Annotated in this window: 24 protein-coding genes; 16 read left to right on the forward strand and 8 right to left on the reverse strand. The window is 56.3% G+C overall.

Going from position 1 to position 25,763, the window contains the following annotated elements; all coding sequences use genetic code 11:
- Window positions 1-132: 132 nt before the first annotated feature.
- The 10 genes from nrdR (at window position 133) to GN111_RS18995 (ending at window position 10,658) form a co-directional block, all read left to right on the forward strand.
- A complete protein-coding gene (gene nrdR, locus GN111_RS18950; RefSeq protein WP_155305249.1) occupies window positions 133-594 on the forward strand; it encodes a transcriptional regulator NrdR in 462 nt (153 codons plus the stop codon).
- Window positions 595-800: 206 nt separating this feature from the next.
- Window positions 801-1,904: a bifunctional diaminohydroxyphosphoribosylaminopyrimidine deaminase/5-amino-6-(5-phosphoribosylamino)uracil reductase RibD gene (ribD, locus tag GN111_RS18955; RefSeq protein ID WP_155305250.1), complete on the forward strand. Its 1,104-nt coding sequence runs from the start codon at window positions 801-803 to the stop codon at window positions 1,902-1,904.
- A 196-nt stretch (window positions 1,905-2,100) separates the two neighbouring features.
- Window positions 2,101-2,766 carry a riboflavin synthase gene (locus tag GN111_RS18960; protein ID WP_155305251.1) on the forward strand — a complete coding sequence of 222 codons (666 nt, stop codon included), beginning with the start codon at window positions 2,101-2,103 and terminating at the stop codon, window positions 2,764-2,766.
- A gap of 87 nt (window positions 2,767-2,853) precedes the next feature.
- A complete protein-coding gene (locus GN111_RS18965; protein ID WP_155305252.1) occupies window positions 2,854-4,080 on the forward strand; it encodes a bifunctional 3,4-dihydroxy-2-butanone-4-phosphate synthase/GTP cyclohydrolase II in 1,227 nt (408 codons plus the stop codon).
- Between the two features lie 19 nt (window positions 4,081-4,099).
- The gene (ribH, locus tag GN111_RS18970) at window positions 4,100-4,573 is read left to right on the forward strand and encodes a 6,7-dimethyl-8-ribityllumazine synthase (protein ID WP_155305253.1); all 474 of its coding nucleotides are present in this window, start codon (window positions 4,100-4,102) and stop codon (window positions 4,571-4,573) included.
- A gap of 5 nt (window positions 4,574-4,578) precedes the next feature.
- Window positions 4,579-5,022, forward strand: a complete 444-nt coding sequence (gene nusB, locus GN111_RS18975; RefSeq protein WP_155305254.1) for a transcription antitermination factor NusB — start codon at window positions 4,579-4,581, stop codon at window positions 5,020-5,022.
- Between the two features lie 57 nt (window positions 5,023-5,079).
- On the forward strand, window positions 5,080-5,730 hold the full coding sequence (locus tag GN111_RS18980; RefSeq protein WP_155305255.1) for an MBL fold metallo-hydrolase: 651 nt from the start codon (window positions 5,080-5,082) through the stop codon (window positions 5,728-5,730).
- Between the two features lie 4 nt (window positions 5,731-5,734).
- Window positions 5,735-6,817, forward strand: a complete 1,083-nt coding sequence (ispG, locus tag GN111_RS18985; RefSeq protein WP_155305256.1) for a flavodoxin-dependent (E)-4-hydroxy-3-methylbut-2-enyl-diphosphate synthase — start codon at window positions 5,735-5,737, stop codon at window positions 6,815-6,817.
- 34 nt (window positions 6,818-6,851) lie between these two features.
- Window positions 6,852-8,372 carry a proline--tRNA ligase gene (proS, locus tag GN111_RS18990; RefSeq protein WP_155305257.1) on the forward strand — a complete coding sequence of 507 codons (1,521 nt, stop codon included), beginning with the start codon at window positions 6,852-6,854 and terminating at the stop codon, window positions 8,370-8,372.
- A gap of 144 nt (window positions 8,373-8,516) precedes the next feature.
- Complete coding sequence (locus GN111_RS18995) at window positions 8,517-10,658, forward strand: RelA/SpoT family protein (RefSeq protein ID WP_155305258.1); 2,142 nt, start codon at window positions 8,517-8,519, stop codon at window positions 10,656-10,658.
- Here GN111_RS18995 and rpmB read toward each other — a convergent pair.
- The 5 genes from rpmB to GN111_RS19020 all read right to left on the reverse strand — a co-directional run bounded on the left by rpmB (window position 10,655) and on the right by GN111_RS19020 (window position 13,918).
- Window positions 10,655-10,846, reverse strand: a complete 192-nt coding sequence (gene rpmB, locus GN111_RS19000; RefSeq protein WP_155305259.1) for a 50S ribosomal protein L28 — start codon at window positions 10,844-10,846, stop codon at window positions 10,655-10,657. The two genes, GN111_RS18995 and rpmB, sit on opposite strands and share 4 nt — an antisense overlap.
- A 129-nt stretch (window positions 10,847-10,975) precedes the next feature.
- Window positions 10,976-11,419 (reverse strand): 2-thiouracil desulfurase family protein, encoded by a 444-nt coding sequence (locus GN111_RS19005; protein WP_155305260.1) that lies wholly within the window; start codon window positions 11,417-11,419, stop codon window positions 10,976-10,978.
- Complete coding sequence (locus GN111_RS19010; protein WP_155305261.1) at window positions 11,416-12,105, reverse strand: outer membrane protein assembly factor BamD; 690 nt, start codon at window positions 12,103-12,105, stop codon at window positions 11,416-11,418. Before GN111_RS19010 ends, GN111_RS19005 begins: the two co-directional genes overlap by 4 nt.
- A gap of 111 nt (window positions 12,106-12,216) precedes the next feature.
- The gene (trxA, locus tag GN111_RS19015) at window positions 12,217-12,546 is read right to left on the reverse strand and encodes a thioredoxin (protein ID WP_155305262.1); all 330 of its coding nucleotides are present in this window, start codon (window positions 12,544-12,546) and stop codon (window positions 12,217-12,219) included.
- A 151-nt stretch (window positions 12,547-12,697) separates the two neighbouring features.
- Complete coding sequence (locus GN111_RS19020) at window positions 12,698-13,918, reverse strand: EAL and HDOD domain-containing protein (protein ID WP_155305263.1); 1,221 nt, start codon at window positions 13,916-13,918, stop codon at window positions 12,698-12,700.
- Between the two features lie 184 nt (window positions 13,919-14,102).
- Between GN111_RS19020 and purN the strand changes: the two genes are divergently transcribed.
- Window positions 14,103-14,903, forward strand: coding sequence for a phosphoribosylglycinamide formyltransferase (gene purN, locus GN111_RS19025; RefSeq protein WP_155305264.1), 801 nt, complete (start codon window positions 14,103-14,105; stop codon window positions 14,901-14,903).
- 240 nt (window positions 14,904-15,143) lie between these two features.
- Here the strand turns inward: purN and GN111_RS19030 are convergent, their stop codons facing one another.
- Window positions 15,144-16,313 carry a TraB/GumN family protein gene (locus tag GN111_RS19030; RefSeq protein WP_155305265.1) on the reverse strand — a complete coding sequence of 390 codons (1,170 nt, stop codon included), beginning with the start codon at window positions 16,311-16,313 and terminating at the stop codon, window positions 15,144-15,146.
- Between the two features lie 247 nt (window positions 16,314-16,560).
- On the opposite strand from GN111_RS19030, the gene GN111_RS19035 reads away from it, so the two are divergent.
- Genes GN111_RS19035 through GN111_RS19045 form a run of 3 tightly spaced genes read left to right on the forward strand, consistent with a single transcriptional unit; the run spans window position 16,561 to window position 20,598 of the window.
- On the forward strand, window positions 16,561-17,361 hold the full coding sequence (locus tag GN111_RS19035; protein WP_155305266.1) for a CbbQ/NirQ/NorQ/GpvN family protein: 801 nt from the start codon (window positions 16,561-16,563) through the stop codon (window positions 17,359-17,361).
- A 58-nt stretch (window positions 17,362-17,419) separates the two neighbouring features.
- Window positions 17,420-20,125, forward strand: coding sequence for a nitric oxide reductase activation protein NorD (locus GN111_RS19040; RefSeq protein ID WP_155305267.1), 2,706 nt, complete (start codon window positions 17,420-17,422; stop codon window positions 20,123-20,125).
- A gap of 32 nt (window positions 20,126-20,157) precedes the next feature.
- Window positions 20,158-20,598, forward strand: coding sequence for a hypothetical protein (locus GN111_RS19045; RefSeq protein ID WP_155305268.1), 441 nt, complete (start codon window positions 20,158-20,160; stop codon window positions 20,596-20,598).
- A gap of 335 nt (window positions 20,599-20,933) precedes the next feature.
- Here GN111_RS19045 and GN111_RS19050 read toward each other — a convergent pair whose 3' ends face one another.
- Window positions 20,934-22,340 (reverse strand): NAD(P)/FAD-dependent oxidoreductase, encoded by a 1,407-nt coding sequence (locus GN111_RS19050; protein WP_155305269.1) that lies wholly within the window; start codon window positions 22,338-22,340, stop codon window positions 20,934-20,936.
- Window positions 22,341-22,381: 41 nt separating this feature from the next.
- Window positions 22,382-23,917, reverse strand: coding sequence for a YifB family Mg chelatase-like AAA ATPase (locus tag GN111_RS19055; protein ID WP_155305270.1), 1,536 nt, complete (start codon window positions 23,915-23,917; stop codon window positions 22,382-22,384).
- Between the two features lie 269 nt (window positions 23,918-24,186).
- Here GN111_RS19055 and lpxC point away from each other — a divergent pair, with 269 nt between their 5' ends.
- Window positions 24,187-25,059, forward strand: coding sequence for a UDP-3-O-acyl-N-acetylglucosamine deacetylase (gene lpxC / locus GN111_RS19060; RefSeq protein WP_155305271.1), 873 nt, complete (start codon window positions 24,187-24,189; stop codon window positions 25,057-25,059).
- A 112-nt stretch (window positions 25,060-25,171) separates the two neighbouring features.
- Window positions 25,172-25,744 carry a DUF4390 domain-containing protein gene (locus GN111_RS19065; protein ID WP_155305272.1) on the forward strand — a complete coding sequence of 191 codons (573 nt, stop codon included), beginning with the start codon at window positions 25,172-25,174 and terminating at the stop codon, window positions 25,742-25,744.
- The last annotated feature ends 19 nt before the right edge of the window (window positions 25,745-25,763 follow it).

Consider the following 25,763-nt stretch of genomic DNA (forward strand, 5'->3'; position numbering starts at 1 on the left):
CGTCCCCGTTTGGGCAAGGATGACGGCAACATGCGAGAACGCGCAAAACCGATTACGAAATGATTGTCTCTGGCAAGAAAAAGCGGTTTATGGATTCTTCAACGTTGAGCAGTCAATGGGAGGGGAATTTTTATGAAATGTCCATTTTGCGGAGAGCTTGACAACAAGGTCATCGATTCCCGGGTCAGTAAAGACGGCAGCGTGATCCGGCGGCGACGGGAATGCATCGACTGCAACCGACGGTTCACCACCTACGAGCACATCGAAGAAATTCCCATCATGATTATCAAGAAGGACGGCCGTCGGGAAGTATTCAGCCGGGAAAAGGTGGGATCGGGCATTCGCAAAGCCTGCCAGAAGCTGGACATCAGCGTCAACGTCATCGAAGAATTCATCGACGAGCTGGAACGGGACCTGCGCGAAACCGGTGAAAAAGAGATTCCCTCCCACGACATCGGCGAACGGGTCATGATCAAACTCCACGAACTCAACGACATCGCCTACGTTCGCTTTGCCTCGGTCTACCGCGAATTCAAGGATGTGAACGACTTTGTATCCGAACTCAAGCGTCTGCTGAGTCAGCCGGGAAAATAAAAAGATCAGGATTCAAGGGGCCGAGGGGTCCAGGATTCAAGGGACCGCCATTCCTGGCGGAATGAAGATTAAAGTGTCACTTTTGTTCTTGGACAGAACGATTCAAAAAAACATTGCCAACCCACACTCGACCCCTTGAACCCTTGACCCCTCGAATCCTTTTTTAGGATAGCGCTGGAACCTCCGGGAAACACATATCTACCTTTATGACGGATCACGAATCATACATGCAACAGGCCCTGGCCCTGGCAGAGAAAGGCCGCGGCTGGACCTCGCCCAATCCCATGGTCGGAGCCGTGGTGGTCAAGAACGGCCAGGTTGTCGGCCGGGGATACCACCAACGTGCCGGCGGCCCCCATGCCGAGGTCCATGCCATTGACGATGCCGGGGAGCAGGCCCGTGGGGCAACCATTTACGTTACCCTGGAGCCGTGCAACCATTTTGGCCGCACACCGCCCTGCACCCGGAAAATCGTCGATGCCGGCATTCGACGGGTGGTGGTGGCCATGACCGACCCCAACCCCGGCGTCGAGGGGGGCGGCAACCGCTACCTTCGGAATCAGGGCGTCGATGTAATCACCGGCGTTTGCGAAAAAGAGGCCCGAACCCTCAACGAGGCCTTCACCACCTGGATTACCACCGGCCGGCCCTTTGTCATTCTCAAATGCGCCGCCACACTGGACGGCCGCATCGCCACACGCACCGGCGATTCGCGCTGGGTCACCGGCCCGGCGTCACGCCGGTACGTTCACCGCATCCGCCACGCGGTGGACGGCATCCTGGTGGGCGTGGAAACCGTCAAGAAAGACGATCCCAGTCTCACCACCCGGATGGAGGACGAAACCGGGTCGGACCCGACGCGCATCATCCTGGACACCCATCTCTCCATGCCCGCTACGGCCAAGATGCTGCACCAGCCATCAGAAGCGCCCACATGGGTGATCTGCAGCCCGGATGCGGCCGACAGCCGCCGGTCGGCCCTGGAAACGGTCGGCGCAAAGGTGATCGTCGCTGCGGTGAAAAACGGCCGGATCGATCTTGCGGCCCTGATGGAGCAGATAGGCCGCATGGAAATCAGCAGCCTGCTGATCGAAGGCGGGGGCAGGGTCATCGGCTCTGCCCTGGCCGCAAGGATTGTGGACAAGCTCTGCCTGTTTTACGCGCCCAAGCTGCTGGGCGGCGACGACGGCATCCCCATGTGCCGGGGAACGGGCCCGGAACGCATGCAGGACAGCATCGCCGTTCACGATCTGAAAGTCTTTCGATTCGATGAAGACGTTATGCTCCAGGGGTATCTGAAACCATGCTGATCCATTGACAATACTCGTTTTACCATTACTTTAACCATCATGTCTGATGAACCCCTGAAGCGCCCCATAGCAGACGGTTTCGTAAAAAGCCCGAGATCAAGGCTTGCGAATCCCGAGGAATGAGGCGTACATATGGGTACTCCGCAGTGACGAGGGATACGCGTAACGAAGATATCGGGCTTTTTACGGAACCGTCATGTTTACAGGAATTATTGAAGGGCTGGGTACCATCACAGCCATCCACTCCTCCGGCCAGGGAAGCCGGCTGTCCATCACCTCGGATTTCGACCTGGATGGCACCCGCATCGGGGACAGCATTGCCGTCAACGGCGCCTGCCTGACCGCCGTAATCCTCGAAGGGAGGCGGTTCGTCGTGGATGTCTCTCCCGAAACCTTGCAGCGCAGCGTGCTGGGGCGGGCCAAGGTCGCCGAACGGGTCAACCTGGAGCGGGCCCTTCGGCTGTCGGACCGACTGGACGGCCATCTGGTTTCCGGCCATGTGGACGGTATCGGCATTTTGAAGGAAAGAAAACCTCTGGCCAACGCTATCATTATCACCTACAGCGTACCGTGTGCCCTCTCCCATTACATGATCGAAAAAGGAAGCGTGGCCGTGGACGGCACCAGCCTGACCATCAACCGCTGCGGTGAAACCTTTTTCGAAGTGAGCATCATCCCCCATACGGCAGGCCTGACTACCGTCGGATTGAAAAAGGTGGGTGACGCCGTCAACATCGAAACCGACATGATCGGCAAGTATGTGGAACGCTTTGTACGAAGTCCCGATGCGTCGCGCCACGAGCCGGAGCCCTTAAAGGGGGGAATCGACAAGGCGTTTCTGGCCAAATCCGGTTTTATCTGATAAAGAGCCAGTTTCGACAAACCGGGGCGGCCGTGCGGCCCGCCTTATTTTCGATCAACCCAATATCCGTTGGAGAAAAGATCCACCATGCCAAAAATTACCATCGAGCAAGCCATTGAAGATATTCGCGATGGCAAAATGGTTATCCTCGTTGACGATGAAGACCGGGAAAACGAGGGAGACCTGACCATGGCAGCGGAGAAGGTAACGCCCGAAGCCATCAATTTCATGGCCAAGTATGGTCGCGGCCTCATCTGCCTGTCGCTGACCGCCGAAAAATGCAAACAACTGAACCTCCCTTTAATGGTTCAAAACAACACCAGTCCGTTCGAAACCGGATTCACCGTCTCCATCGAGGCCAAATGCGGCGTCACCACGGGTATTTCCGCTGCTGATCGGGCCACCACAGTTCTGGCGGCCGTTGCCGACGACGCCACACCCAACGATCTGACGCGGCCCGGCCACATCTTCCCGTTGCGGGCCCGCGACGGCGGCGTCATGGTGCGGGTGGGCCAGACCGAAGGCAGCGTGGACCTGGCCCGTCTGGCCGGCCTCAGGCCGTCCGGCGTCATCTGCGAAATCATGGATGACGACGGCACCATGGCCCGCATGCCAACCTTGGAGGAATTCAGCGAACGGCACGGCATCGGCATCTGTACCATCGCCGATTTGGTGGAATACCGGACGCGCACCGAAAGCTTCGTTCACCGGGCCGCGGAAACCGTTATCCCCACACTCCATGGCGGCGACTTCAAGATGATCGCCTTCGAAAACGACATCGACAACCTCACCCACATCGCCCTGGTCAAAGGCGAGATCGATCCGGAAAAACCCACCATGGTGCGGGTGCACTCGGAATGCATGACCGGCGACATTTTCGGCTCCCAGCGCTGCGATTGCGGCGATCAACTCCACAAGGCCATGGAGATGGTGGCCGCCGAAGGAACGGGGGTCATTCTTTATCTGCGCCAGGAAGGGCGCGGAATCGGTTTGATCAACAAGCTCAAGGCCTATGAACTGCAGCGATGCAAGGGCATGGATACCGTGGAGGCCAACCTGAAGCTGGGATTCAAGGACGACCTGCGCGATTACGGCATCGGCGCCCAGATGCTGATCAACATCGGCGTGCGCAAAATGCGGCTTTTGACCAACAACCCAAAAAAAATGATCGGGCTGGAAGGCTACGGGCTGAGCGTGGTTGAGCAACTGCCCATCGAAGTCGCGCCCAACGAACACAACCGCTGCTACCTGGAATGCAAGAAACTGAAAATGGGACACACCCTCAGTTTCGAAGAAACCCCCCAACACCAATAAACAGAGGAGCCAATATTCCATGCCGAATATCATCGAAGCCGGATTGGTCGCAGAGGGCAAACGGTTCGGAATCATTGCCAGCCGTTTCAACGATTTCATTACCGACAGGCTTGTGGGCGGCGCCGTGGATGCCCTGACCCGCAGCGGAGCCCAGGATGCAGACATCGACGTCGTCAAAGTTCCCGGTGCCTTCGAGATTCCCATGCTGGCCCAGCGCATGGCCAAAAGCAAAAAATACCATGCCATCGTATGCCTGGGAGCGGTCATCCGGGGCGCGACGCCCCATTTCGACTACGTCTGCGCCGAAGCGTCCAAAGGCATTGCCCAGGTTGCCATGGAAACCCAGGTTCCCGTGATCTTCGGCATCGTCACCACGGACACCATCGAACAGGCCATCGAAAGGGCCGGCACCAAAGCGGGCAACAAGGGCTGGAGTGCAGCCGTGGCCGCCATCGAGATGGCCAACCTCATGGACACGGTGGACAAAGGCTGAGAAACATGGGGACGCGCCGATTATCCAGAGAAAAGGCCTTGCAGGCCCTTTTCTACATGGACATGCACCGGGATCCGGTGGAAGATCCCGTCGGGCATTTCTGCAGTTGTTTTTCCGAGAACCAGCCGACCGAGCCGTTTTTCCATCGCCTGGTCGACGGTGTACGGGAAAACCGGGCGACTATCGACGCGGTGATCGAGCGATTTTCCAGCAACTGGAAAATCTCGCGTATGTCCTGCGTGGACCGCAATGTGTTGCGCATCGCCGTTTTCGAGCTGCTCTTTTGCACCGACATTCCGCCCAAGGTTTCCATCAACGAAGCCATCGACGTGGGCAAACGCTATGGCACCGAGGAGTCCGGGGCCTTCATTAACGGCATCCTGGACAGTATCCGCATGGCAATCACGGAAAACAAGGTGGACGCCCTGCCGAAGACCGTTGAAGAATGAGCATGCAATAAAATTTGCATGCCGACAAAAAAACCGAATCAATAATAAGAGGACAAATTGATTATTCGTCAAATGGCCCTGGGCCCCATTCAGGCAAATTGTTTTATTCTGGGATGCGAGCAGACCCGTCAGGCCGTGGTCATCGATCCCGGCGACGATGCCGACCGCATTCTCTCCACCCTCGCTGCAGACCGGCTTACCGTGGTCCACATCATTAATACCCACGGGCATTTCGACCATGTTGGGGCCAACAAACGGCTCAAAGAGGTTACCGGCGCGGATATTCTCATCCACAATGCCGACGCACCCATGCTCTCCCAGTTGTCGAATGCCGCAGCGGCCTGGGGGCTGGCTGCCGAAGACTCACCTCCGGCGGAGCGTCAGTTGGAAGACGGCGACACCATCACCTTCGGCTCCCACACCCTTACGGTTTTGCACACACCGGGCCACACCCCCGGCGGCATCTGTCTGTACACCGAATTCAGCGACAACGGCACCCGGAAAAAAGCGGTGTTCGTGGGCGACACCCTGTTTGCCGGCTCCATCGGCAGGACCGATTTTCCAGGCGGCAATTTCGACACCCTGATCAACAGCATACGGACCAAGCTGTTCAGCCTGGACGACGAGGTCAGCGTTTTTCCTGGACATATGGGCAACACCACCATTGGGGTCGAGAAGCGATCCAACCCTTTCTGCGGCATGGGATAATCGAATGTCGTTGTCCATAACGCGCAAAAAAACCCGCCGGATCATGGTGGGCGATGTTGCCGTGGGAGGCGGTGCCCCCATCAGCGTCCAGTCCATGACCAACACCAAAACCGACGATGTCGATGCCACCGTTCAACAAATTCGGCGCCTGACCGAGGCGGGCTGCGAAATTGTACGGGTGGCCGTTCCTGACGAATCGGCGGCACAAGCAATCTCCCAAATCAAACCAGCGATCGACATTCCACTGGTGGCGGATATCCACTTCGACTACCGGCTGGCGATCGCCTCGGCAAGAAACGGCGCCGACGGCCTGCGATTCAATCCCGGCAACATCGGCAGCCACAAAAACATCCGGGCCCTGGTGGATTGCGCCAGGGACTGCCGAATTCCCATCCGCATCGGGGTCAACGCCGGATCTCTGGAAAAGGACATTCTGGAAAAACATCAGGGCGTCACGGCAAAAGCGATGGTCGAAAGCGCCCTGCGGCATGCGGCCCTGCTTCAGGATCTCGACTTCCACGACATCAAAATATCCATCAAGGCATCTGACGTGCCCCGGACCCTGGAGGCCTATCGCATGTTGTCCCGACGCACGGACCTGCCCCTTCACGTGGGGGTCACCGAAGCCGGAGCGCTCTATTCGGGCATCGTCAAATCGGCCCTGGGCATCGGGACCTTGCTGGCCGAAGGCATCGGCGACACCCTGCGTGTATCCCTGACCCGCGATCCCGTGGAAGAGGTCCGCGTGGGTTTTGAAATCCTGCGGGCTCTGGACATCCGACACCGGGGCCCCGAAATCGTATCCTGCCCCACCTGCGGCCGCTGCGACATTCCGCTGTTCGAAATTGTCGATGCGGTGGAAAAGGCCCTGATGACCCGCACCACGCCGGTCAAGCTGGCTATCATGGGGTGCGTGGTCAACGGCCCCGGAGAGGCCCGCGAAGCGGACATCGGCGTTGCCGGCGGCAACGGGGTGGGCATTTTGTTCAAAAAGGGAAAAGTAGTAAAAAAATTTCCCCAGGACCGGTTGGTGGATGTGGTGCTGGATGCAGTGGATGAATTCGAACGTCAGAACAAATCACGTTGAAACCGTATCAAACAAAGGATTAGGAAGGGCAGCCATGGGTAAACCGCAGAAAAATGCCATCTCACCCACACGCGTTGAAGATTATCCGGAATGGTATCAGCAGGTCATCAAGGCATCGGACATGGCCGAACGCGCCCCGGTGCGCGGCTGCATGGTCATCAAGCCCTGGGGCTACGCGCTGTGGGAAAATATCGTGGCCCAGATGGACCGCATGTTCAAAGCGACCGGCGTGAAAAACGCCTACTTTCCCTTGTTCATTCCCATCAATTTTCTCGAGCAGGAAGCCGAGCACGTGGAGGGGTTTGCCAAGGAGTGCGCCGTGGTGACCCATCACCGGCTGGAAAAGGGTCCCGAAGGCGGCCTGGTTCCCGGCGGCCCTTTGACCGATCCGCTGGTGGTGAGGCCCACTTCGGAAACCATCATCGGCGACTCCTTTTCCAAATGGGTCAGCAGTTACCGCGACCTTCCCCTGCTGATCAACCAGTGGGCCAATGTGGTGCGCTGGGAAATGCGCACGCGCATCTTTTTGCGGACCAGCGAATTTCTGTGGCAGGAGGGACACACCGCCCATGCTACGGACACCGAAGCCATCGAGCGCACCCATATGATGCTCAAGGTCTACACCCGCATGGTCCAGGATTATCTGGCCATCCCGGTGATCGAGGGGCGCAAGACGGCGGCCGAACGGTTTCCCGGCGCCGTGGACACCCTGTGCATCGAAGCCATGATGCAGGATCGCAAAGCGCTGCAAGCCGGGACCTCCCACTTTCTGGGCCAGAACTTCGCCAAAGCCTCCGGCATTCGGTTCCAGACCGAAAAGGAAGCCGAGGACTTCGCCTGGACCACCTCGTGGGGCACCTCTACACGCATGATCGGCGGACTGATCATGACCCACGGGGACGATGACGGCGTCATCATGCCGCCCCGGGTGGCACCGGCTCACGTCGTACTGTTGCCCATCTACAGAAAACCGGAAGAACGGGAACAGGTGATGGCCTATGTCAGCGAATTGGCCGATACACTGCGTAAAATCCGCTACGCCGACCGGGACCTGGTCGTTGAGATCGATGACCGGGATATCGGCGGCGCCCGGGGTTGGGACTGGATCAAAAAAGGCATCCCCCTGCGGGTGGAGATCGGCCCGCGGGACATGGCCAAAGATTCCGTTTTCGTCGGACGGCGGGACCACGGCCACCGGGAAAAAACTGCCATGCCCCGCGAAGCGTTCATCTCCGGGCTGACCGACATCCTGGACGAAATTCAAGACCACCTGTTTCAGCGAGCCTGCCGCTTCAGGGACGACAATACCCGCAAAGTCGACGACCGCGAGGAATTTTATGCGTGGTTCACCCCCAAAAGCGTCGAAAAGCCGGAAATCCACGGCGGCTTTGCGCTCTCCCCCTGGTGCGGGGATGCTGCCTGCGAAGCCACGATTAAAGAGGACCTCAATGTCACCATCCGCTGCATCCCCCTGGATAGAGAAGAGGAAAAGGGGAAATGCATTTGCTGCGGGAAACCCAGCAACGGAAGAGTGGTCTTCGCCAAAGCCTATTAACGGTCGCATGGACGACGGATTCAAAGCCCCTTTGCGATCCGGACTTGCGAGCCGGGCAAAGGAGGCGTAAATTAAGATGGTATTGCGGTGAAATGAGTTTTTCACGAGGAAGCTTTCGGATGTTTTACGGTACGATCCCAACCTATGATTCGAATTACCGACATCCTCGACAAGGTCACTGAAAACCAGCCGGAAGCGGATCTGGATATCATCGACCGTGCCTACATCTTCTCGGCCCGGGTCCATGACGGTCAGATGCGCCTGTCGGGCGAGCCCTACCTGTCACATCCCCTGGAGGTGGCCGGCATCCTGGCGGACATGAAATTGGATGCGGTCAGCATTGCAGCGGGTCTGCTTCACGATGTCATCGAAGACACCCACGCCACGGAAGAGGAAATCGGTGAAATATTCGGTCGCGATGTCCTTCATATCGTTTCGGGCGTCACCAAACTGAGCAAACTGCCCTTCAACAGCGCCCAGGCCAGGGAGGCGGAAAGCATCCGCAAGATGCTGCTGGCCATGGCCGACGACATTCGCGTGATCCTCATCAAGCTGGCCGACCGGCTGCACAACATGCGGACCCTCCAATATCACAAAAGCGCTGCCAAAAAGAAAAAGATCGCCAGGGAAACCCTTGACATCTACGCGCCTATCGCCGCCCGTCTGGGCATCTACTGGATCAAGAACGAACTGGAAAACCGGTCCTTTCAGTTCCTCAATCCCGAGGCCTACGAGGAAATCCACCGCCGGGTAGACAAGGACAAGGAGGACCGCGAAAACTATGTAGACACCGTCAAACAGTACATCCAGATGAAGCTGGATGAAAACAGCCTCAAAGGGGACGTCAGCGGCCGGTACAAGCATTTTTACAGTATCCACCAGAAGATGCTGAAACAGAACCTGCCCTTCGAAGAAGTTTACGACATCATCGCTTTTAGAATCATTTTGGACACCATTCCACAATGTTATGAGGCCCTGGGCCTGATGCACAGCCTGTGGCGGCCCATCGCTAAAAAGTTCAAAGACTACATCGGCATGCCCAAGCCGAACATGTACCAGAGCCTTCACACCACGGTGATCGGCCCCTTTGGCGAACGCATCGAAATCCAGATTCGGACCCACGACATGGACAAGGTCGCCAAGTCGGGCATTGCCGCCCACTGGAGTTACAAGGAAGGCAAGGTCATCGACGATAACGTCTCCAAGACCTTCGCCTGGGTGCAGAATCTGGTAGAAAACCAGGAGGCGTTCCGGGACCCCAACGAGTTTATGGAAAACGTACGCATCGATCTTTTCCCCGACGAGGTTTACGTTTTCACCCCCCAGGGGGACATCAAATCCCTTCCCAAAGGGGCCACGCCGGTGGATTTTGCCTATCTGATCCACTCCGAAGTGGGGGCCCAGTGCGTGGGCGCCAAGGTGAACGGCCGCATGGTGCCGCTGAAGTATGAACTCCAGACAGGGGAGATCGTGGAGGTCGTCACCAGCAAAGGTCACCATCCGTCCAAGGATTGGCTCAATTTCGTCAAAACGGTAAAAGCCCGCTCCCGGATCCGGCAGTGGATCAAAACCCAGGAAAAAGAACGCAGCATCTCCCTTGGTCGGGAGATGTGCGAAAAGGCCTTCCGTAAATACCGCCTGAACTTCAACACCCTGATCAAATCCGAAGAAATGAACAATGTCGTGGAAGCCTTCGGCTTCAAGCAGACCGACGACCTGATTGCCAGTGTGGGCTACGGAAAAATCACGCCGCTGCAGATCATCCGCAAGATCACACCCAAGGAAGAGGTGGAAGACGCCGACTCCCTGCTGAACAAAGTTGTCACCAAAATCGATAAAAAGAAGGAAAAAGGCGGGGTGATGGTCAAGGGTGTGGACGACGTTCTGGTCCGCTTCGGCAAATGCTGTCAGCCGGTGCCCGGCGATCCCATCATCGGCTACATCACCCGGGGGTATGGCGTGACCATTCACCGGGCCACATGCGTAAATGCCTTGAAAATGAATCCGGAACGCCAGATCGAGGTGGAGTGGAATCAGGATACCAAAGAAACCTACCCGGTCAAGATCCTGGTGCGATCCCTCGACCGGGTCGGTTTGCTAGCGGATGTGGCGGCCAATATCACGAAAAACGGCGCCAATATTTTGAGTGCCAACACGGAAACCAAAGAGAACCATACGGTGGACAGCTATTTCTCCTTGTCTGTCCATGGAACGGAACATCTGACCCGTGTGGTTGAATCGTTAAAGCAGGTCAAGCAGGTACTGGAAGTCAAACGGTTGGGCTAGGCCGCTTTCACCACCTTGCCCGACTTGATGCACTGGGTGCAGACCATCATCTTCTTTACCTGCCCCTCGTGAAGTGCACGAACGCTCTGCAGATTGGGATTGAAACGGCGTTTGTTGATGTTATGGGCGTGGCTGATATTGCTGCCTACCATGGGCTTTTTCCCGCATATTTCGCACATTTTCGACATGTCTGGGTTTCTCCGTTATCTGGCCTTGTTTTATATACGGGCTCAGTGGCCGCGTATGTTTTTCCAAACCAAGGTCTGTTACCCTAATTATTTTTGGATGTAAAGCCTTTTCTCAGAACGCAGCCATTTTCAGGGAATCTCTTCAACGGGGAAGCCATTGGCGAGCAGCAACGCCGCCGTCACCCCCAATACCGGCCGATACCCTTCGGGAAGCGCACCTCCTTGCAACGCCAACCGCTTCGAGCCGCACGACGGGCTCTTGGCTTTGAGACAGCAGCGTTGAACCCCGTGAGACCGGGCCAACTCCAGTGTCCGGTGGGCACCCTTGAGGAAAGCCTCCGTACGGTCGACTCCGTTTTCGTCCACCAACCGTGCGCGACCGGCCAGAACATCGTCACCGCCCCCGCCGACAAGTCGGCATGCCGGACGGGGTGTGGGCAGGCCGCCCAGTTCTTCCGGGCAGACGGGAAGGATGGCCTCTCGGTCCAAACGCCCCATGAGGGTCTTGTTTTCTTTGGTCTTGCCGTCGTATCGGCACCGTTGGCCGCAAAGGCAGGCGCTGACGAGAATCATTGGATTAAAGGGGCGGACGGCGTTTCAGGCGGCTTTTCGTTGGCTTGGATCCAGGCATCGCAATTGGCCAGATAGGTCAGAGCCCGGTGATGATAGCCCACGTCCGGATATTTTTCCACGACTGCAACAAACCGTGCCTTGGCCGCCTTGTATCTTTTTTGTTTGTAGTAGAACACTCCGACATAAAACTCGTGGCCGGAAAGGCTCTGGTAGCAGGCCACCATATCACTCCTGGCCATATTGGCGTATGCGTCTTCGGGATACTGGGCGATCAGGCGCCGATAGGTCTCCAGTGCCTTGCGGGCATTGGACTGGTCCCGATCGATGGTGTCGATCTGATTGAAGTAGGAGCGGCCGATACGGTATATCACATAAGGGATGGCTTCGTTGCGGGGGTGAAGCTGCTCGAACTCTTCGTAGGCAAAGATCGCGTCGGCATAGGATTCCAGGTTGAAATAGGCATCGGCGATCTTTAGTTCCGCCAGGATGGCATAGCGCGAGAAGGGATACCAGTCGCGTAATTTTTCGAAAGATTCAATGGCCTTTTTATAACGGCCGGCCTCAAAATAATCCACACCGTCCTGGATCAATTCCTGGGCGCTCTTCTCATCCTCCTTGGCTTCGAACCAGGCGCAGCTACAAAAAAACAGAGAAATGCACAAACAGAGAATCAACGACCGTTTCATGACCAGCAACCCCCAGCAGTGGGAAACGCGACGGAACCCGTTGGTAAAACCGCGACCGGCGGTGCCCCCTTGCGGGCCCGCCGGTCGATGGTCGCAGAAAAAGCGATCATATCATGATAAAACGCTGTTGAGAGCGTCTTCCAGTTTTGATTTGGCCACCATACCGGTAATCTGCTCGGCGACTTCGCCATCTTTGAAAAAGATCAGGGTGGGAATGGCCTTGATGCCGAATTTACCGGGTGTTATCGGGTTGTCGTCCACATTGCACTTGGTGAATTTCACCTTGTCGCCGTAAGCTTCGGCCAATTCGTTCAAAATAGGTCCGATGGCTTTGCACGGGCCGCACCACGGTGCCCAGAAATCGACCACAGCGGGCTTGTCGCTCTTGACGATCTCGGCATCGAAGTTGCTGTCTCCTATCTCCATGATACCTTCTGCCATGATGGAATGTCCTTTCAATAATGGTTGAGAATGCCCGAAATACAGATCAACATAATAACAAGGCCTATAATTGTCAACCGGCCGTAAGCAAGGGTTTATCCATTTTTCAAGGGGAATGAGGCTGTTACCCGAAAACGGCAACAACTGTCGCCTACAACGAAGCCCTGGCAGCGGTTTCGCTCCACTGGCAGGCTTGAAGGTAAAGGACAGGCAGGGTTTCATCGTCGATCTGCAGCGCCCGGGAAAGACGGGAAACCTTTTCCCACTGCCCGGACTCATAGCGCCGCACCAGTTCGATGACGCCGATCAGCGGACCTCTGGCATCCACCAGCGCATTCTTGATGGCCCCGGAGAGCGGCAATTCCGCCATAATCCGATCCATCGGGCGGTCAATGACGGCATCGATGAGGGAAAACATACCCAGGGTGAACATTTCCGAAGGCGAGGCGTTGACCTTGAGTTCGGCACCGAGCAATTCACAGAACTTTCCCCGGATACAGGCGGCCCGGATCAGTTCGTTGGGCTTGCCTTCGGCCAGGCGGGACATGGCAATCAGGGCAACAAATCGGCGAAATTCTTTTTCTCCAAGATAGACCAGCGCCTCTTTTACGGAAGAAACCTTGCAGGCCCGGCCGAAAAACGCGGAGTTCAGATACTTGAACAATTTATAGGAAATGCTGATGTCCCTGGAAATCAGCTTTTCCATCTCGTCCAGTTGGAAAGTCTCGTTGGCGAGTTGGGCCATGATGATCATCAGGTTGATCTGCGACCCTTGAATTTCAGCCCTCTGAATGACCTCCGGTTTGCAGAAAAAATAGCCCTGAAAAAGCTCGAAACCCATTTCCAGAGCGGCCTCGAATTCGTCGTAGCTTTCCACTTTTTCGGCCAACAGGGTCCGGTTGCTTTCGGGAAGCTGCTTCAGGCAGGCATCGATGGTCTCTTTTGGTGTTAGACGAAAATCGAATTTGATAATGTCCGCCAGGGCGACAAGTGGATCCAGATCGGCCGAATAGACAAAGTCGTCGAGTGCAATGGTATAGCCATCGGCTGACATTTCGGCACAAGCGGCGAGCACGGCGGGGGTAGGCGTCACGTCTTCGAGGATCTCGACCACCACCCGCTCCCTGGGTAAAAGAAGGGGAACTTTTTTTTCCAAAAGGTTCTGGGTGAAATTGATGAAAAACCGTCTGCCCCCGACCAGGGTGTCCATACCGAATGAAAAGAAGGAATTGGTCAACAGGGCTTTGGTGGCCACATCCCCGTCGATCTCCGGAATGCAGTTGGCCGCACCGTCGCGGAACAGAAGCTCGTAGGCGTATATACTTTTGCTCTCGTCGAAAATGGGCTGCCGGGCGACGTACACATTTTTCATAACGGCATTACCGAATGGTCTTTCAATCCAAAAAGCAACAGCCTGCAAAGCGGTGCGGGTCTATAAACCCCATTATCGAACCGAAAGACCGAACCTTTACCTCTTTATCGACACCGGAAATTGACATGCCTTGTCGTTCTCTGCTACCTCTTCTGCCAACATTGAAAAAGAAAGGGGGACGGACATGGGCGACAAGATACGTATCGGCGCGCTGATTTCAGGAGGCGGCACCAACCTTCAGGCCATTATCGACGCATGTGAAGACGGCCGAATCGACGGCGAGATGGCGTTCGTGGGATCGGACCAGGCCGGCGTCAAGGGCCTGGAACGGGCCCGCAGGCACGAGATCCCCGGTTTCGTCGTGGAATACGGCCCCTTCATTCGGGCTTACAAACAGGCCCCCGGCCAATTCGAACTGCCCCGGGATTTCGACATCGCGGACGCCCTTGCAAAACAACACCTGTTTGGTGACGACGCGCCCGAAGAGCGGACAAGAGAATTTCTATGTACCCGGGCGGCCGCCGAAAGCCGTCTTTTGGCTGAAATCGATGCCCGCGGCCCGGTGGACCTGCTGGTCCTGGCCGGCTTCATGCGCAACCTGACGCCCTACTTTGTCGACCGATTCAATACCGATACGAACAACCCGCGAATCATGAACATCCATCCGGCCATTTTGCCTTCCTTTCCCGGAGTGGACGGCTATGGAGACACCTTTCGCTACGGATGTAAAGTGGGCGGATGCACGGTCCACTTTATCGATTACGGCGAAGATTCGGGGCCCATCATCGGCCAGCGGGCCTTTCCCATTCTTGAAACCGACACCCTGGACGACGTCAAACACAAGGGGTTGGAACAGGAGTGGCAGCTTTACCCGGAATGCATCCAGCATTTTGCCCAAAAGCGGTTGAAAACCGTCAAAATGACCCACACCCTCGACAACGGCCAGGTCTACCAGCGCACCGTTGTAAAAATCGCCCAAGAATGACGGCATCGTAAAAAACCCGATATCGGCGTTACGCTTCATCCCTCGTCACTGCGGAGTATTAACGATACGCCTCATTCCTCGGGATGGAACATAAATGTTCGCCGTAAGGATGAAAATCGATTGGCTGTTCGCTCGCTTACGCTCGCTATCGCGGCCCGCAAGCCTTGATCCCGGGCTTTTTACGATGCCGTCCGAAAAGCGACTTTTTACAAGTTCATCAATTCCTGAATTCCGAAATCATCAGAGATATTTCATCATCATGGGGATCGCCACAAAGGTCCCCACGGCGCTGCCCAGGTTGGTAAAAACCACCACTAGCAGAATGCGAGTCACCTTGTTGCGCCAGAAGCCTTTAACGGAGAGGATATCGTTGGGCAGTCGTTCGAAATCCTTGACCTTGGGCTTACGGGTAAAAGCCTCCACCAGGCCGGACACCCATCCGGCGGCAATCATCGGATTCAGGGACGTCAGGGGTGCCGCCAGAACGGACGAAATCACGGTGAGGGGGTGGCCCAGGGCGACCAGCGCCCCGCACCCGGCCAGAATGCCATTGGCCAGGACCCACCAGGTAATCATGCCGGCACCGACACCGGCGCCTCCCCGGAAAAACCCATAAACGAACAGAACGCAGATACAAAACGGGATGAACCATTTCAGAAATTTGGAAACCTGCGATTTGGGGGGCATCGTTTCCAAAGCGGCGATGTCGATGGGCTGATCCCAGCAGCGTTTCATCCCCGGCACATGCCCGGCGCCGACCACCGCCACAATGGTCTTTCCGGGAGCCGTACGGATTTTTTCGGCCAGGTATCGGTCGCGCTCGTCGATAAGGCTGCTGCGCACCTGGGGCATGGACTTACCCACCTCATCCAGAATCGAGGCCAGCATATCCTGCTGCTTCATCTTTTCCACATCGGCCTCGCTGATCTCATCCACCTCACCCATGGAAAGCAGCAGCTGAAAAATCAGTTTGATCTTTCCCCACAGGCCCATGCCTCTCCAGGTTCGCGACAGCGTGGTTCGGATGTCCCGGTCGGCCAGATGCACCGTGGCGCCGACCTCTTCAGCCGATGCCATGGCCTGGATCATCTCCTCGCCCGGAGCGACTTCCAACTTTTCGGCGATGCGTTTTTGAAAAGATGCCAGCATCAAGTTAGAGAGCAAAAGAAAGGCTTTTTTCTCTTTGATGACCTTGATGATGTCAGTTTCCTGCCATCGCTCCTTCTGGCGAATGGCACTGGCCCTGCTTTCGCAAAGCTCTACACATACCGTATCGGGTCTGACTTCGGCGATAACCGACTTGACCAGTTCGACACTGTCTTTGGATACATGGGCGGTGCCGACCAGGGTGATCTGCTTGCCTTCGTACTCCAGTTGATGGAGCATCTCGTTGTTGAGTTTATCGTTCATCGAATATATGGTATTCTCCTTCGGTCCAACCGGATACCCCGGTCGTCGATTGTCTTGCTGACAAAGGCGGCAAAGTTGAGCAACTATATACGCTTTACCTTCAATGTCAAACAGTATGGAATTCTTACGATGCGGACAGAACCAAGCTGCAAGCGCCCAGTCACCGGGGCTCTTTGAAGAAGATGTCGCGGTTGCCCTTTAGCCGGCCGTTTCGAAAACCAACCGTTCTAACCATTTGGATAACCGTATGCTCCCCAACAATCCTTATATGATCGACAGCGAACCGTTTTACTTGAATACCGGCGATGAAATTCCCATGTTCGAAGCGGCAGCCGCCGCCCGACTGCCGGTCATGCTCAAAGGTCCCACCGGCTGCGGAAAGACCCGTTTCGTGGAATACATGGCATATCGGCTCAAGCGCCCCCTCATTACCGTGGCCTGCCACGAGGATCTTTTCGCCTCGGACCTGATCGGACGCTATCTGCTGAAAAACGACGAAACCGTCTGGGTGGACGGCCCCCTGACCCGGGCCGTGCGCATGGGAGCCATCTGCTATCTGGACGAAGTGGTCGAAGCCCGCAAGGACACCACCGTGGTTATTCATCCGCTGACCGACAACCGTCGGGTTCTCTCCATCGATAAAAAAGGGGAGGTGCTTTGCGCCCATCCCGATTTTCTCATGGTGATCTCCTACAACCCAGGATACCAGTCCGTTCTAAAGGATCTCAAGCAGAGCACCCGCCAGCGTTTCGTCGCCCTGACCTTCAACTATCCGGAACCGAAGGAAGAATCCCGCATCGTGGCCACTGAAGGCGGCATAGACGCGGACACGGCCTCGCGCCTGGTGACCCTGGCCGGAAAGATCCGCAACATCCGGGAGCACGGCCTTACCGAAGGGGCCTCCACACGGCTTTTGATTTACGCAGCCAATCTGGTTGGCCAAGGGGTCACCTTCAAGGCGGCCTGCACGGCGGCCTTGCTGCAGCCGCTTACCGACGACGACCGAATCCAGGAAACCCTAAGCGACCTCATCGACGATCTGCTCTGACATGAGTCCTTCAATCACAGCCGATTCCGACATAACCGACTCGGCCAATTCGGATAGAATGGTTAGGCAGCACATCGACCATCTGTCCATCGCCGATCCGGAGGCGGCCCGCCGGATACAACACCATCTGGCGGGAACGGACCCGTCCGTGGTTGTTCGTCATCTTGGCCAGGTAGTGGAGGAAGTGATCGCCGCGTTGGCAGCGGAAGTCACCTATGGCCGCCGGCTGGCCGAAGGAATGGGCCGCATGCTGCACTGCGGTCCGTCGGCCGATCTTCAACGGTACCGCCGCATGGTCCGGGAAGCTTTCCAAAGTGGGCCGGCGCGGGCTGCCCTTTTTGCACGCCACCTGGTTCCAGTTCTCGCCAGCGGCGACCACAGGCTGGCCGACCGCTTCGAAGCCACCACCCGCATCATGCTGAAAAAAGGCACCTACACCCTGAAAGCCCCGCTGGAGACCCTTTCCAGGCTGCTCGAAGCGCGGCAGACCGAATGTGCCCACGCGTTTCTCGACCTGCTGCACGCCACCTATTCCCTGGATATCTCCTACAACCGCACGCTTTACCTCACCCACACCCTGCCCCGGGCCGTGGACGGGTTCGATCCCAACCGTCGGCTGTGGCAGATTCAGGGCCTGGAAACGGTCATTCGAGAAGACGAACGGCTGGCGGACGACTACCTCAAGGGTCTAAAATCGGGACTGAACCTTTTGTCCTCAACGGCGCTGAAGGCCTTTATCGACCAGGCCATCCAGCGCTACCGCCGGCAACCGGAATCGGGAGCCCGCTTTCTTTCCCTCGACTCCCGGCTGGCCGTGGAAGCATGCCGGGACCTTCAGGTGGCCGTGCCGCTGGAATCGGTTCGCCCCGCCCTCGAGCGCTACCTCCAAGCCCGTATCGGCCGGACCGTGGCCATCCGTCCCCTTTCGGCTTTGAGCGGGAACGCGGGCGCAGCCAAGGCGCTGGTTCACTGCAATGAAAAGGCCATCTACCTGCCCGATGAGATGGAAGCGCGCGATAGCAGGGACGCCAATAAGGCGCTTTACAAAATACTGACCCGGCTGGAAGCCGGCCTGATCGAATTCGGCACGTTTGAATTGGATACCCAAAAAGCGCTGGACGCCAGTTTCCGGGGATCCTTTCCATTGATCGCCGCCCAACGGGCCGATGCATCCGAATTGGATCTTTTTCTCGACCATTTCCAGAATCCGGCCCTGGCCCTGGATCTTTTCACCCTGTTCGAGCACGGACGCATCGCCGTCAGGACGGCCGGGCGCTATCCGGGACTGTTCCGCCAGATGGCAACCGCACTGGCCGACGCCGGGTTGCAGGCGCAAATGGGATACCGGACTGGCGGCACCCTATGGCCCCTTTACCGGCATCTGACATTCGGTGCCCCTCTGACCGGCGCCCCAACCTGGCTTACCGTGGGAAAGGATATGGCCAAACGGTTGAAGCAGGCCACATCGAGCGGTGAAAACACAGTGGAGACCAGTGCCCGCCTGGCCATGGCGTTCTATCCGACAGTTACCGGTATCCTTGAAACGACGGACTGCGGTTCTTATTCCCCGCTGGCCCTGCCTTTCGGCCTAAGGCTTGCGTCTTCGGACTTCATCCCCCCTGACAATCCCCATCGCCGCATGGCAATGGAAATCCAGACCTGCCTGGCCGGCCATGACATCCGGATCTACCGATCGGATCTTCAACGCCTCGTTGAAAAGCAAAACGGGCAGGTCTCCCTTGAATCGATCCGTTCCCTGATCGCCGATCAACCGGGTGCGGCCGCACCGGCGGAGCTGAGCTGGCTGGATCTGGAATCAATGGCCTGCAGCCACGGATTGGACGGGGCGGCGAAACCGGAAGCGAACGCCGAGGCCTTCCGCTACCGGGAATGGGACTGGTGCCTGACTGACTACTTACCGGACCGGACCCGCGTGCTGGAACGCCGGATCGAGAGTCATGACAACGAATTCTACCTGCAGACCCTCAAAACGTTCGACGGACTGGTCAAACGCATCCGCTATGCCTTTGAACTGCTGCGCCCCGAAGAACTCGCCATCCTTCGCCAGTGGCGCGAAGGCGACGCTTTCGATTACCGTGCGCTGTTGGACTACGCTCTGGATCGAAAAGCCGGACTGATGCCCTCCGACCGGCTGTTCATCAAACGCATGAAGCGCATCCGGGACGTTGCCGTCATCCTGCTGGTAGATCTTTCCCGCTCGACGGCCAACGCTGTGAACGGCAGCGAATTGAGGGTTCTGGATGTTGAAAAACAGGCCATCGTGCTGTTTTGCGAGGCCCTGAATGTCATCGGAGACCATTTCGCCATAGCCGGTTTTTCCGGCACCGGCCCTCTGGGTGTAGATTATTATCGCATCAAGGATCTGGAGGAGTCGTTCGACGACAGTGTGAGGGGCCGCATCGGCGCAATGGCCCCCCAGCGCAGCACGCGCATGGGAGCGGCCATCCGGCACGCCACTGCACTGCTCGCCCCGGTGCAGGCCCGGGTGCGGCTGATCGTCGTTCTGGGCGACGGATTTCCCAACGACCTGGAATACAAGGGCCCCTATGCCGTGGAGGACACCCGCCGTGCCGTCATGGAGGCCCGGGCCGAAGCCATCCATGTCAAGGGCATCACCGTCAATGTAAGCGACAACAAACAACTGGATCGGCTCTACGGCCCCACCCACCATACCGTTATCGGCGACGTTCGGGACCTGCCGGACAGGCTCGTAAGGGTTTACAGCGCCCTGACCCGGCATTAGAATAGGGTCGTCCAATAACAAAAGGAGTTGTTTTGAAACTATTTGACGACATCCTGGTTTGGGAAGGGTATGGAGGAAAGTTCAATCTGGCCTCCGGGCGTTGCCGCCTGCGCCTGTTTGATCTTTCAAAAGACAAAAATGTAACGGTGCGGTTGCTCAAACCCATCGTCGCCGTGGTTTCCAACCTGCCCGGTGACGATTTATCGGCCATGAAAAAGGTTTCGGTGAGAGCCTGCATCGGTCACATTGCCACCACCATCGTGCATCGATTCAAACTGGAGCACAACCGCATGTTGGTGGTCGAGTATTACCCCAAGACAACCTACGGTCAGCAATCGGAAAAAGTCATCCCTGAAAAATTCGACATGGTGGACCTCAAATGGCACGGCGACAAGGCCTTGTTTCCCGACTGGCGCCCCCTGCCCTCGCCCATGCTGGAAACGGTGCGCCAATTGATTGCGGAAAATCCATAGCCGCTTGGTGACCTAATTGAGATTACTTCATCCACTCATAAGCTGTCATTACAAACAGCATGAAAAGGGAGACCGCCATCAATTGATTTTTTAACTTCGGAGGATTGTATGAATCTGTATTCCGAATTGAAAGATTTTTATTAAATAGTTTTTTCATTAAAAATCAATTGGTTATCAGATATAATTTGTTCGATGTGTAATATGTGGTTTTCATGCACAGTTATTGTTATGCTCCTTTTTAGGAAATGCGTCCCGCAAATTCTTTACCACAGCAGATCGCCAATACGCTTCCACTGACATCATTATCAACATGATCCCTCATTTTCTTTGACCGCTTACCCCTTGACCTTCTCCACAATCGCCTTGGCCGGCACCAGTCCGGTGGCCGCCGCCGAAACGATATTACCCGCCACGCCGGGTCCGTCCCCGGCCACATACATGCCCGTGATTTCCGTTTCCAGGCTCGCCGACGTCTCCACCTGGGTGGCAAAAAATTTGATCTCCGGTGCGTACAGCAGGGTTTCATCGTTAGACACCCCCGGCACCACGGCATTGAGCTGCTCCAGGCCATCGATGATATTGGTGAGGATTCGCTCGGGCAGGGCCATGGCGATGTCCCCGCAGACCACGTTGGTCAAGGTCGGCTCGATGTATCCCTTGCTGATCCGGTTCCAGGTGCTTCGGCGACCCCGCTTCAGGTCGCCGAAGCGCTGCAGGATGGGCTTGCCGCCGCCGATAAGCGTGGCCAACCGTCCGATGGCCTCGCCATAGGCCTGATTGTCGGTAACCGGTTCGGTCAGCACCACTTTTGAAAGGAAGGCGAAATTGGTGTTGGTGGATTTGCGGTCGTGATAGGCGTGACCGTTGACGCAAACGAAATCGCTGTAGCTTTCCAGGGAGACGAACCCGCCCTGGTTGGTGCAAAAGGTGCGGGTCTGGTCGTCGTATTTACCGGTCTGAACGAAAAACGTGGGGTCGTAAATGACATCGCACAGGTCCTGCATAATGTCGTTGTGCACTTCAACCCGTACGCCAACCTCGATCCCCCGCTGGGTGAGGCCGATACCATGATTCTGGGCCACCTGCCCCATCCAATCGGCGCCGATACGCCCTGGAGCCAGGATGACGTTGTCGCACCGGTATTCTCCCCGGTTGGTTTGCACGCCGCGTACCCGACCTTTTTCGACGAGAATATCCTTTACCCTTTCGGAAGTATGGATGGTCACGCCTTTGGATCGGATGTGGTCGCTCATGGTCGCAATGTATCCGGGCAGACGGTCGCTGCCCAAATGCTTTTGCTTGATCAGCAGCAGGTCGATACCGAACCGTTTGGCCTGTTTTCGAATCGTTTTGGCCTGGTCCATATCCGTGGGATAGACCGGTCCGTCCATGCCGAAAAGGTTGAAAATGGCCTCGGTTTCATTGATGAGGGCCTCAGCAGTGGAGATGGGCATAAACTGGGTGAGATCGGTTTTGCCCAGCTTGTGGATGAAATTGAGCTTGCCGTCGGAAAACAGCCCCGCGCCGCCGACACCGCACAAAATGTTGCAGGGCCGGCACTGGGTGCAAAACTGCCGGTCGGCAACCGGACAAACGCGTTTGAGCGGCCCTTTGCCCCATTCCAGAAGCAGCACGCTGAGGTTCGCATGTTCAATGAGATAATAGGCGGAAAAAAGGCCGGCAGGTCCCCCGCCGACGATGATGACGTCAAAATGATCGACTTTTCCGGATTGGGATGACAAAGCAGGGCTCTCCTTGGGTTTGTCTGTTATCGGACGGGCTATCAGGGCTGGTGTTGGGCTCGATCCAGACTGCGGTATTGAATCGCCTCGGTCACGTGGTGAACCTGGATGTCGGCTGCGCCTTCCAGATCGGCAATGGTTCGGGAAATCTTCAAAATACGATTATAGGCCCGGGCCGAAAGACCAAGGCTGTCAATGGCCGACTCCAGGACGCTGCCGGCATCGTCATCGATGCGGCAATGGGAGCGGATGTGGCGGCTGGCCATCTGGGCGTTGCTGTATATTCGGGTGCGTTTGAACCGCCGGTTCTGGATCTGACGGGCGGCCATCACCCGCTGTCGGATTTCGGCCGACGTTTCCGCATTGGGGTCCGCCATTAAATCCTTTTGGGGTACGGCCGGCACCTCTACATGCAAGTCGATGCGATCCAGAAGGGGGCCGGAAATCTTGGACCGGTAGCGGTGAATCTGGTGGGCCGTGCACCGGCAGGCATGCCGCGGGTCTGTGAAATAACCGCATGGGCAGGGATTCATCGCGGCAATAAGCATAAAACTGGACGGATAGGTCAAGCTGGTAGCGGCTCGGGATATGGTCACCTGGAGGTCTTCCAACGGCTGCCGCAGTACCTCGAGAACATTTTTTTTATATTCGGGTAGTTCGTCCAGAAACAGTACACCGTTGTGCGCCAGGCTCACCTCCCCGGGTCTAGGAATATGCCCGCCTCCGATCAGGCCCGCATCCGAAACCGTATGATGGGGGCCGCGGAAAGGGCGCCGGGTCACCAGGGGCTGCTTCCGGTTCAGCAATCCGACGACACTGAAGATTTTTGTGGTTTCGATTGCCTCCTCAAAGGACATGGGCGGCAGAATCGTTGAAATCCGCCTGGCCAGCATGGTCTTGCCGGAACCGGGCGGCCCCACCATAAGCACATTGTGGCCGCCGGCGGCGGCAATTTCCAGCGCACGCTTGGCATGCTCCTGACCCAATACTTCGGAAAAATCGGTTCCGGAACGATCCTCGGTTTCAAAGAGGGTCTTTACGTCGGTCTTTTGGGGAAGGATGGAGCAAAAGCCCCTGAGAAAATCCACCACTTGGCTCAGGGTTCGGACCGGGTAAACGCAAAGACCCGATACCACCGAGGCCTCATTCCCATTGTCCGCGGGAACCACGATGCCCCGATAACCGGCTTTTTGTGCGGCGATGGCCATGGGCAGCGAACCGTTCACCGGCTTGACGCGACCATCCAGCGACAGTTCTCCCAAAAAAAGGTAGCCGGAAATGGCTTTTTCGGGAAGAATACCGGTGGCGCCGAGAATCCCCAAGGCAATGGGCAGATCGAAGCCGGTCCCCTCTTTTTTGATGTTGGCCGGGGCCAGGTTCACGGTGATGCGATCCGCCGGGAAGGTATATCCGGAATTGCTGATAGCCGATTTCACCCGTTCCCGACTTTCCTTGACCGCCGCTTCCGGCAAGCCGACCGTCGTAAAGGTCGGCAATCCTTGGGCAATATCCACTTCGACCTCGACCAGATAGGCATCAATCCCGATGACAGCACTGCTCAATACCCTGGCCAGCAAATCAAGACCTCCCGTTTGAAGAATGCATGGATTCGCTTCCATGCGGCAAAAAAATTGTATCAAGCCCGCCATTCAAGAACAACGATTTTATCGACCATTCAAATCCGGGCGAATGGCAATTAAATGTTGTCAAAATAAAAACAGATGATTAAGATTGCCGGACAATAGAAAATGCGGATTCGAAAAATCCGCATGCGAATGCAACGACCGCTCCTGCGAATAAAAACTTCCGCCCCGACGGATCGCCGAGCGTCAGGATATATAAAAAAATGAATCGCAACCAGCAAACCATCCAATCGCCGGTTAGCTGCACCGGCGTTGGCGTCCATTCCGGCAAAATCGTCAACCTCACCATCAAGCCCGCACCGGTCAACCAGGGAATCCGATTTGTCCGCACCGATCTTCCCGGTCATCCAGCGGTTGCCGCCCATTTCAATAACGTAGTGGATACCAGCCTTGCCACCGTCATCGGGACCGAGGGTTGCATTGTTTCCACGATCGAACATCTGATGGCCGGATTTTTCGGCATGTCCATCGACAACGCTACCGTGGAGGTGGATGGCTACGAGCTGCCTATAATGGACGGCAGCGCCGGGCCGTTTACCAGTCTGATCAAATCTGCCGGAACCCAAGCCCAGGACGGCCCCAAATGCTATTTCAAAGTCAAGGCGCCTATATCGCTTTCCGAAAATGGAAAATCGGTGACGGTCTACCCGTCTGATGAATTCAGACTCACCTGTTCCATCGATTTCAACCACCCGCTGATCGGCAAGCAGACATGCGATTTTATTATCGACCGGGAAACCTTCCAAAAAGAGATCTGTTCGGCCCGCACTTTCGGATTTCTCCATGAAGTGGAGATGATGAAGCGCTATGGTCTGGGACGGGGGGGGTCTTTGGAAAATGCCGTGGTAATCGACGGAGACCGGGTGCTCAACGAGGGCGGGCTGCGCTATTCGGATGAATTCGTCCGCCATAAGGCACTGGACTGCCTCGGCGATTTTTCTCTCATTGGCATGCCCATCATGGGGCATGTGGTGACCCAAAAATCCGGTCACGCCTTCAACCACGCCTTCCTTGAAAAATTTTTTACCGAAAAAGAATCCTGGGACACCGTTACCCTGTCCGCCGATTCCAAATAAGTCCGCCCTTTCTTTCAGCGTAAAACGCCTTGCCATTTTTACACGGTTCCGGTATGGTTTTTCGTATTGTTTTCCTCTATTTAGTCAACAACAGAAACGCTGCGACAAGATTATGAATCGATGCAGGCAAAGGGTTACCGTTTTTTTCCTCTTGGCGATCCTGTTTCTGTCTGTTTATGGTCTGGCACTGGCCAACGAGGCCAAACTCACCAATATCATCGTCACAAATACCCGGGACGATCTTCTCGTGTACCTCTCGGTGGAGGGGGCGTTTACCGAAAAAATCGAGGACGCTGTCAAAAGAGGCGTTCCGGCTACATTCTCTTTTTTTGTCAACTTGTACCGCAGTCGCGGGATGTGGTTCGACAAAGAGATTGCCGATCTGACCATCACCCACACGATTAAATATAACAGCCTTAAAAAAGAGTATGCGGTGACCCGCAGTTGGGACAGCAACAGCCCGGTGATCGTCCAGTCTTTTGACGTGGCGAAACAGTTGATGACCGAAATCGACAGCCTCAATGTGATTCCGCTCGATCGTCTGGAAAAGGGCAAACAATATCAGATCCAGGCCAAAGCGAAACTCAGCCGTGTTACGCTGCCCTACTACCTGCACTATGTCCTTTTTTTTCTCTCTTTCTGGGATTTCGAAACGGACTGGTACACCATCGATTTTGTCTACTAACCGCTTTTATCCAATGCCC

This window comes from Desulfosarcina widdelii, assembly GCF_009688965.1.
Lineage (GTDB): Bacteria > Desulfobacterota > Desulfobacteria > Desulfobacterales > Desulfosarcinaceae > Desulfosarcina > Desulfosarcina widdelii.

Excerpts from the sequence above, each read along its gene's own strand:
- nrdR (WP_155305249.1), top strand. The coding sequence starts at position 133 with ATGAAATGTCCATTTTGCGGAGAGCTTGACAACAAGGTCATCGATTCC.
- ribD (WP_155305250.1), top strand. The coding sequence starts at position 801 with ATGACGGATCACGAATCATACATGCAACAGGCCCTGGCCCTGGCAGAG.
- GN111_RS18960 (WP_155305251.1), top strand. The coding sequence starts at position 2,101 with ATGTTTACAGGAATTATTGAAGGGCTGGGTACCATCACAGCCATCCAC.
- GN111_RS18965 (WP_155305252.1), top strand. The coding sequence starts at position 2,854 with ATGCCAAAAATTACCATCGAGCAAGCCATTGAAGATATTCGCGATGGC.
- ribH (WP_155305253.1), top strand. The coding sequence starts at position 4,100 with ATGCCGAATATCATCGAAGCCGGATTGGTCGCAGAGGGCAAACGGTTC.
- nusB (WP_155305254.1), top strand. The coding sequence starts at position 4,579 with ATGGGGACGCGCCGATTATCCAGAGAAAAGGCCTTGCAGGCCCTTTTC.
- ispG (WP_155305256.1), top strand. The coding sequence starts at position 5,735 with ATGTCGTTGTCCATAACGCGCAAAAAAACCCGCCGGATCATGGTGGGC.
- proS (WP_155305257.1), top strand. The coding sequence starts at position 6,852 with ATGGGTAAACCGCAGAAAAATGCCATCTCACCCACACGCGTTGAAGAT.
- GN111_RS18995 (WP_155305258.1), top strand. The coding sequence starts at position 8,517 with ATGATTCGAATTACCGACATCCTCGACAAGGTCACTGAAAACCAGCCG.
- rpmB (WP_155305259.1), bottom strand. The coding sequence starts at position 10,846 with ATGTCGAAAATGTGCGAAATATGCGGGAAAAAGCCCATGGTAGGCAGC.
- GN111_RS19005 (WP_155305260.1), bottom strand. The coding sequence starts at position 11,419 with ATGATTCTCGTCAGCGCCTGCCTTTGCGGCCAACGGTGCCGATACGAC.
- GN111_RS19010 (WP_155305261.1), bottom strand. The coding sequence starts at position 12,105 with ATGAAACGGTCGTTGATTCTCTGTTTGTGCATTTCTCTGTTTTTTTGT.
- trxA (WP_155305262.1), bottom strand. The coding sequence starts at position 12,546 with ATGGCAGAAGGTATCATGGAGATAGGAGACAGCAACTTCGATGCCGAG.
- GN111_RS19020 (WP_155305263.1), bottom strand. The coding sequence starts at position 13,918 with ATGAAAAATGTGTACGTCGCCCGGCAGCCCATTTTCGACGAGAGCAAA.
- purN (WP_155305264.1), top strand. The coding sequence starts at position 14,103 with ATGGGCGACAAGATACGTATCGGCGCGCTGATTTCAGGAGGCGGCACC.
- GN111_RS19030 (WP_155305265.1), bottom strand. The coding sequence starts at position 16,313 with ATGAACGATAAACTCAACAACGAGATGCTCCATCAACTGGAGTACGAA.
- GN111_RS19035 (WP_155305266.1), top strand. The coding sequence starts at position 16,561 with ATGCTCCCCAACAATCCTTATATGATCGACAGCGAACCGTTTTACTTG.
- GN111_RS19040 (WP_155305267.1), top strand. The coding sequence starts at position 17,420 with ATGGTTAGGCAGCACATCGACCATCTGTCCATCGCCGATCCGGAGGCG.
- lpxC (WP_155305271.1), top strand. The coding sequence starts at position 24,187 with ATGAATCGCAACCAGCAAACCATCCAATCGCCGGTTAGCTGCACCGGC.
- GN111_RS19065 (WP_155305272.1), top strand. The coding sequence starts at position 25,172 with ATGAATCGATGCAGGCAAAGGGTTACCGTTTTTTTCCTCTTGGCGATC.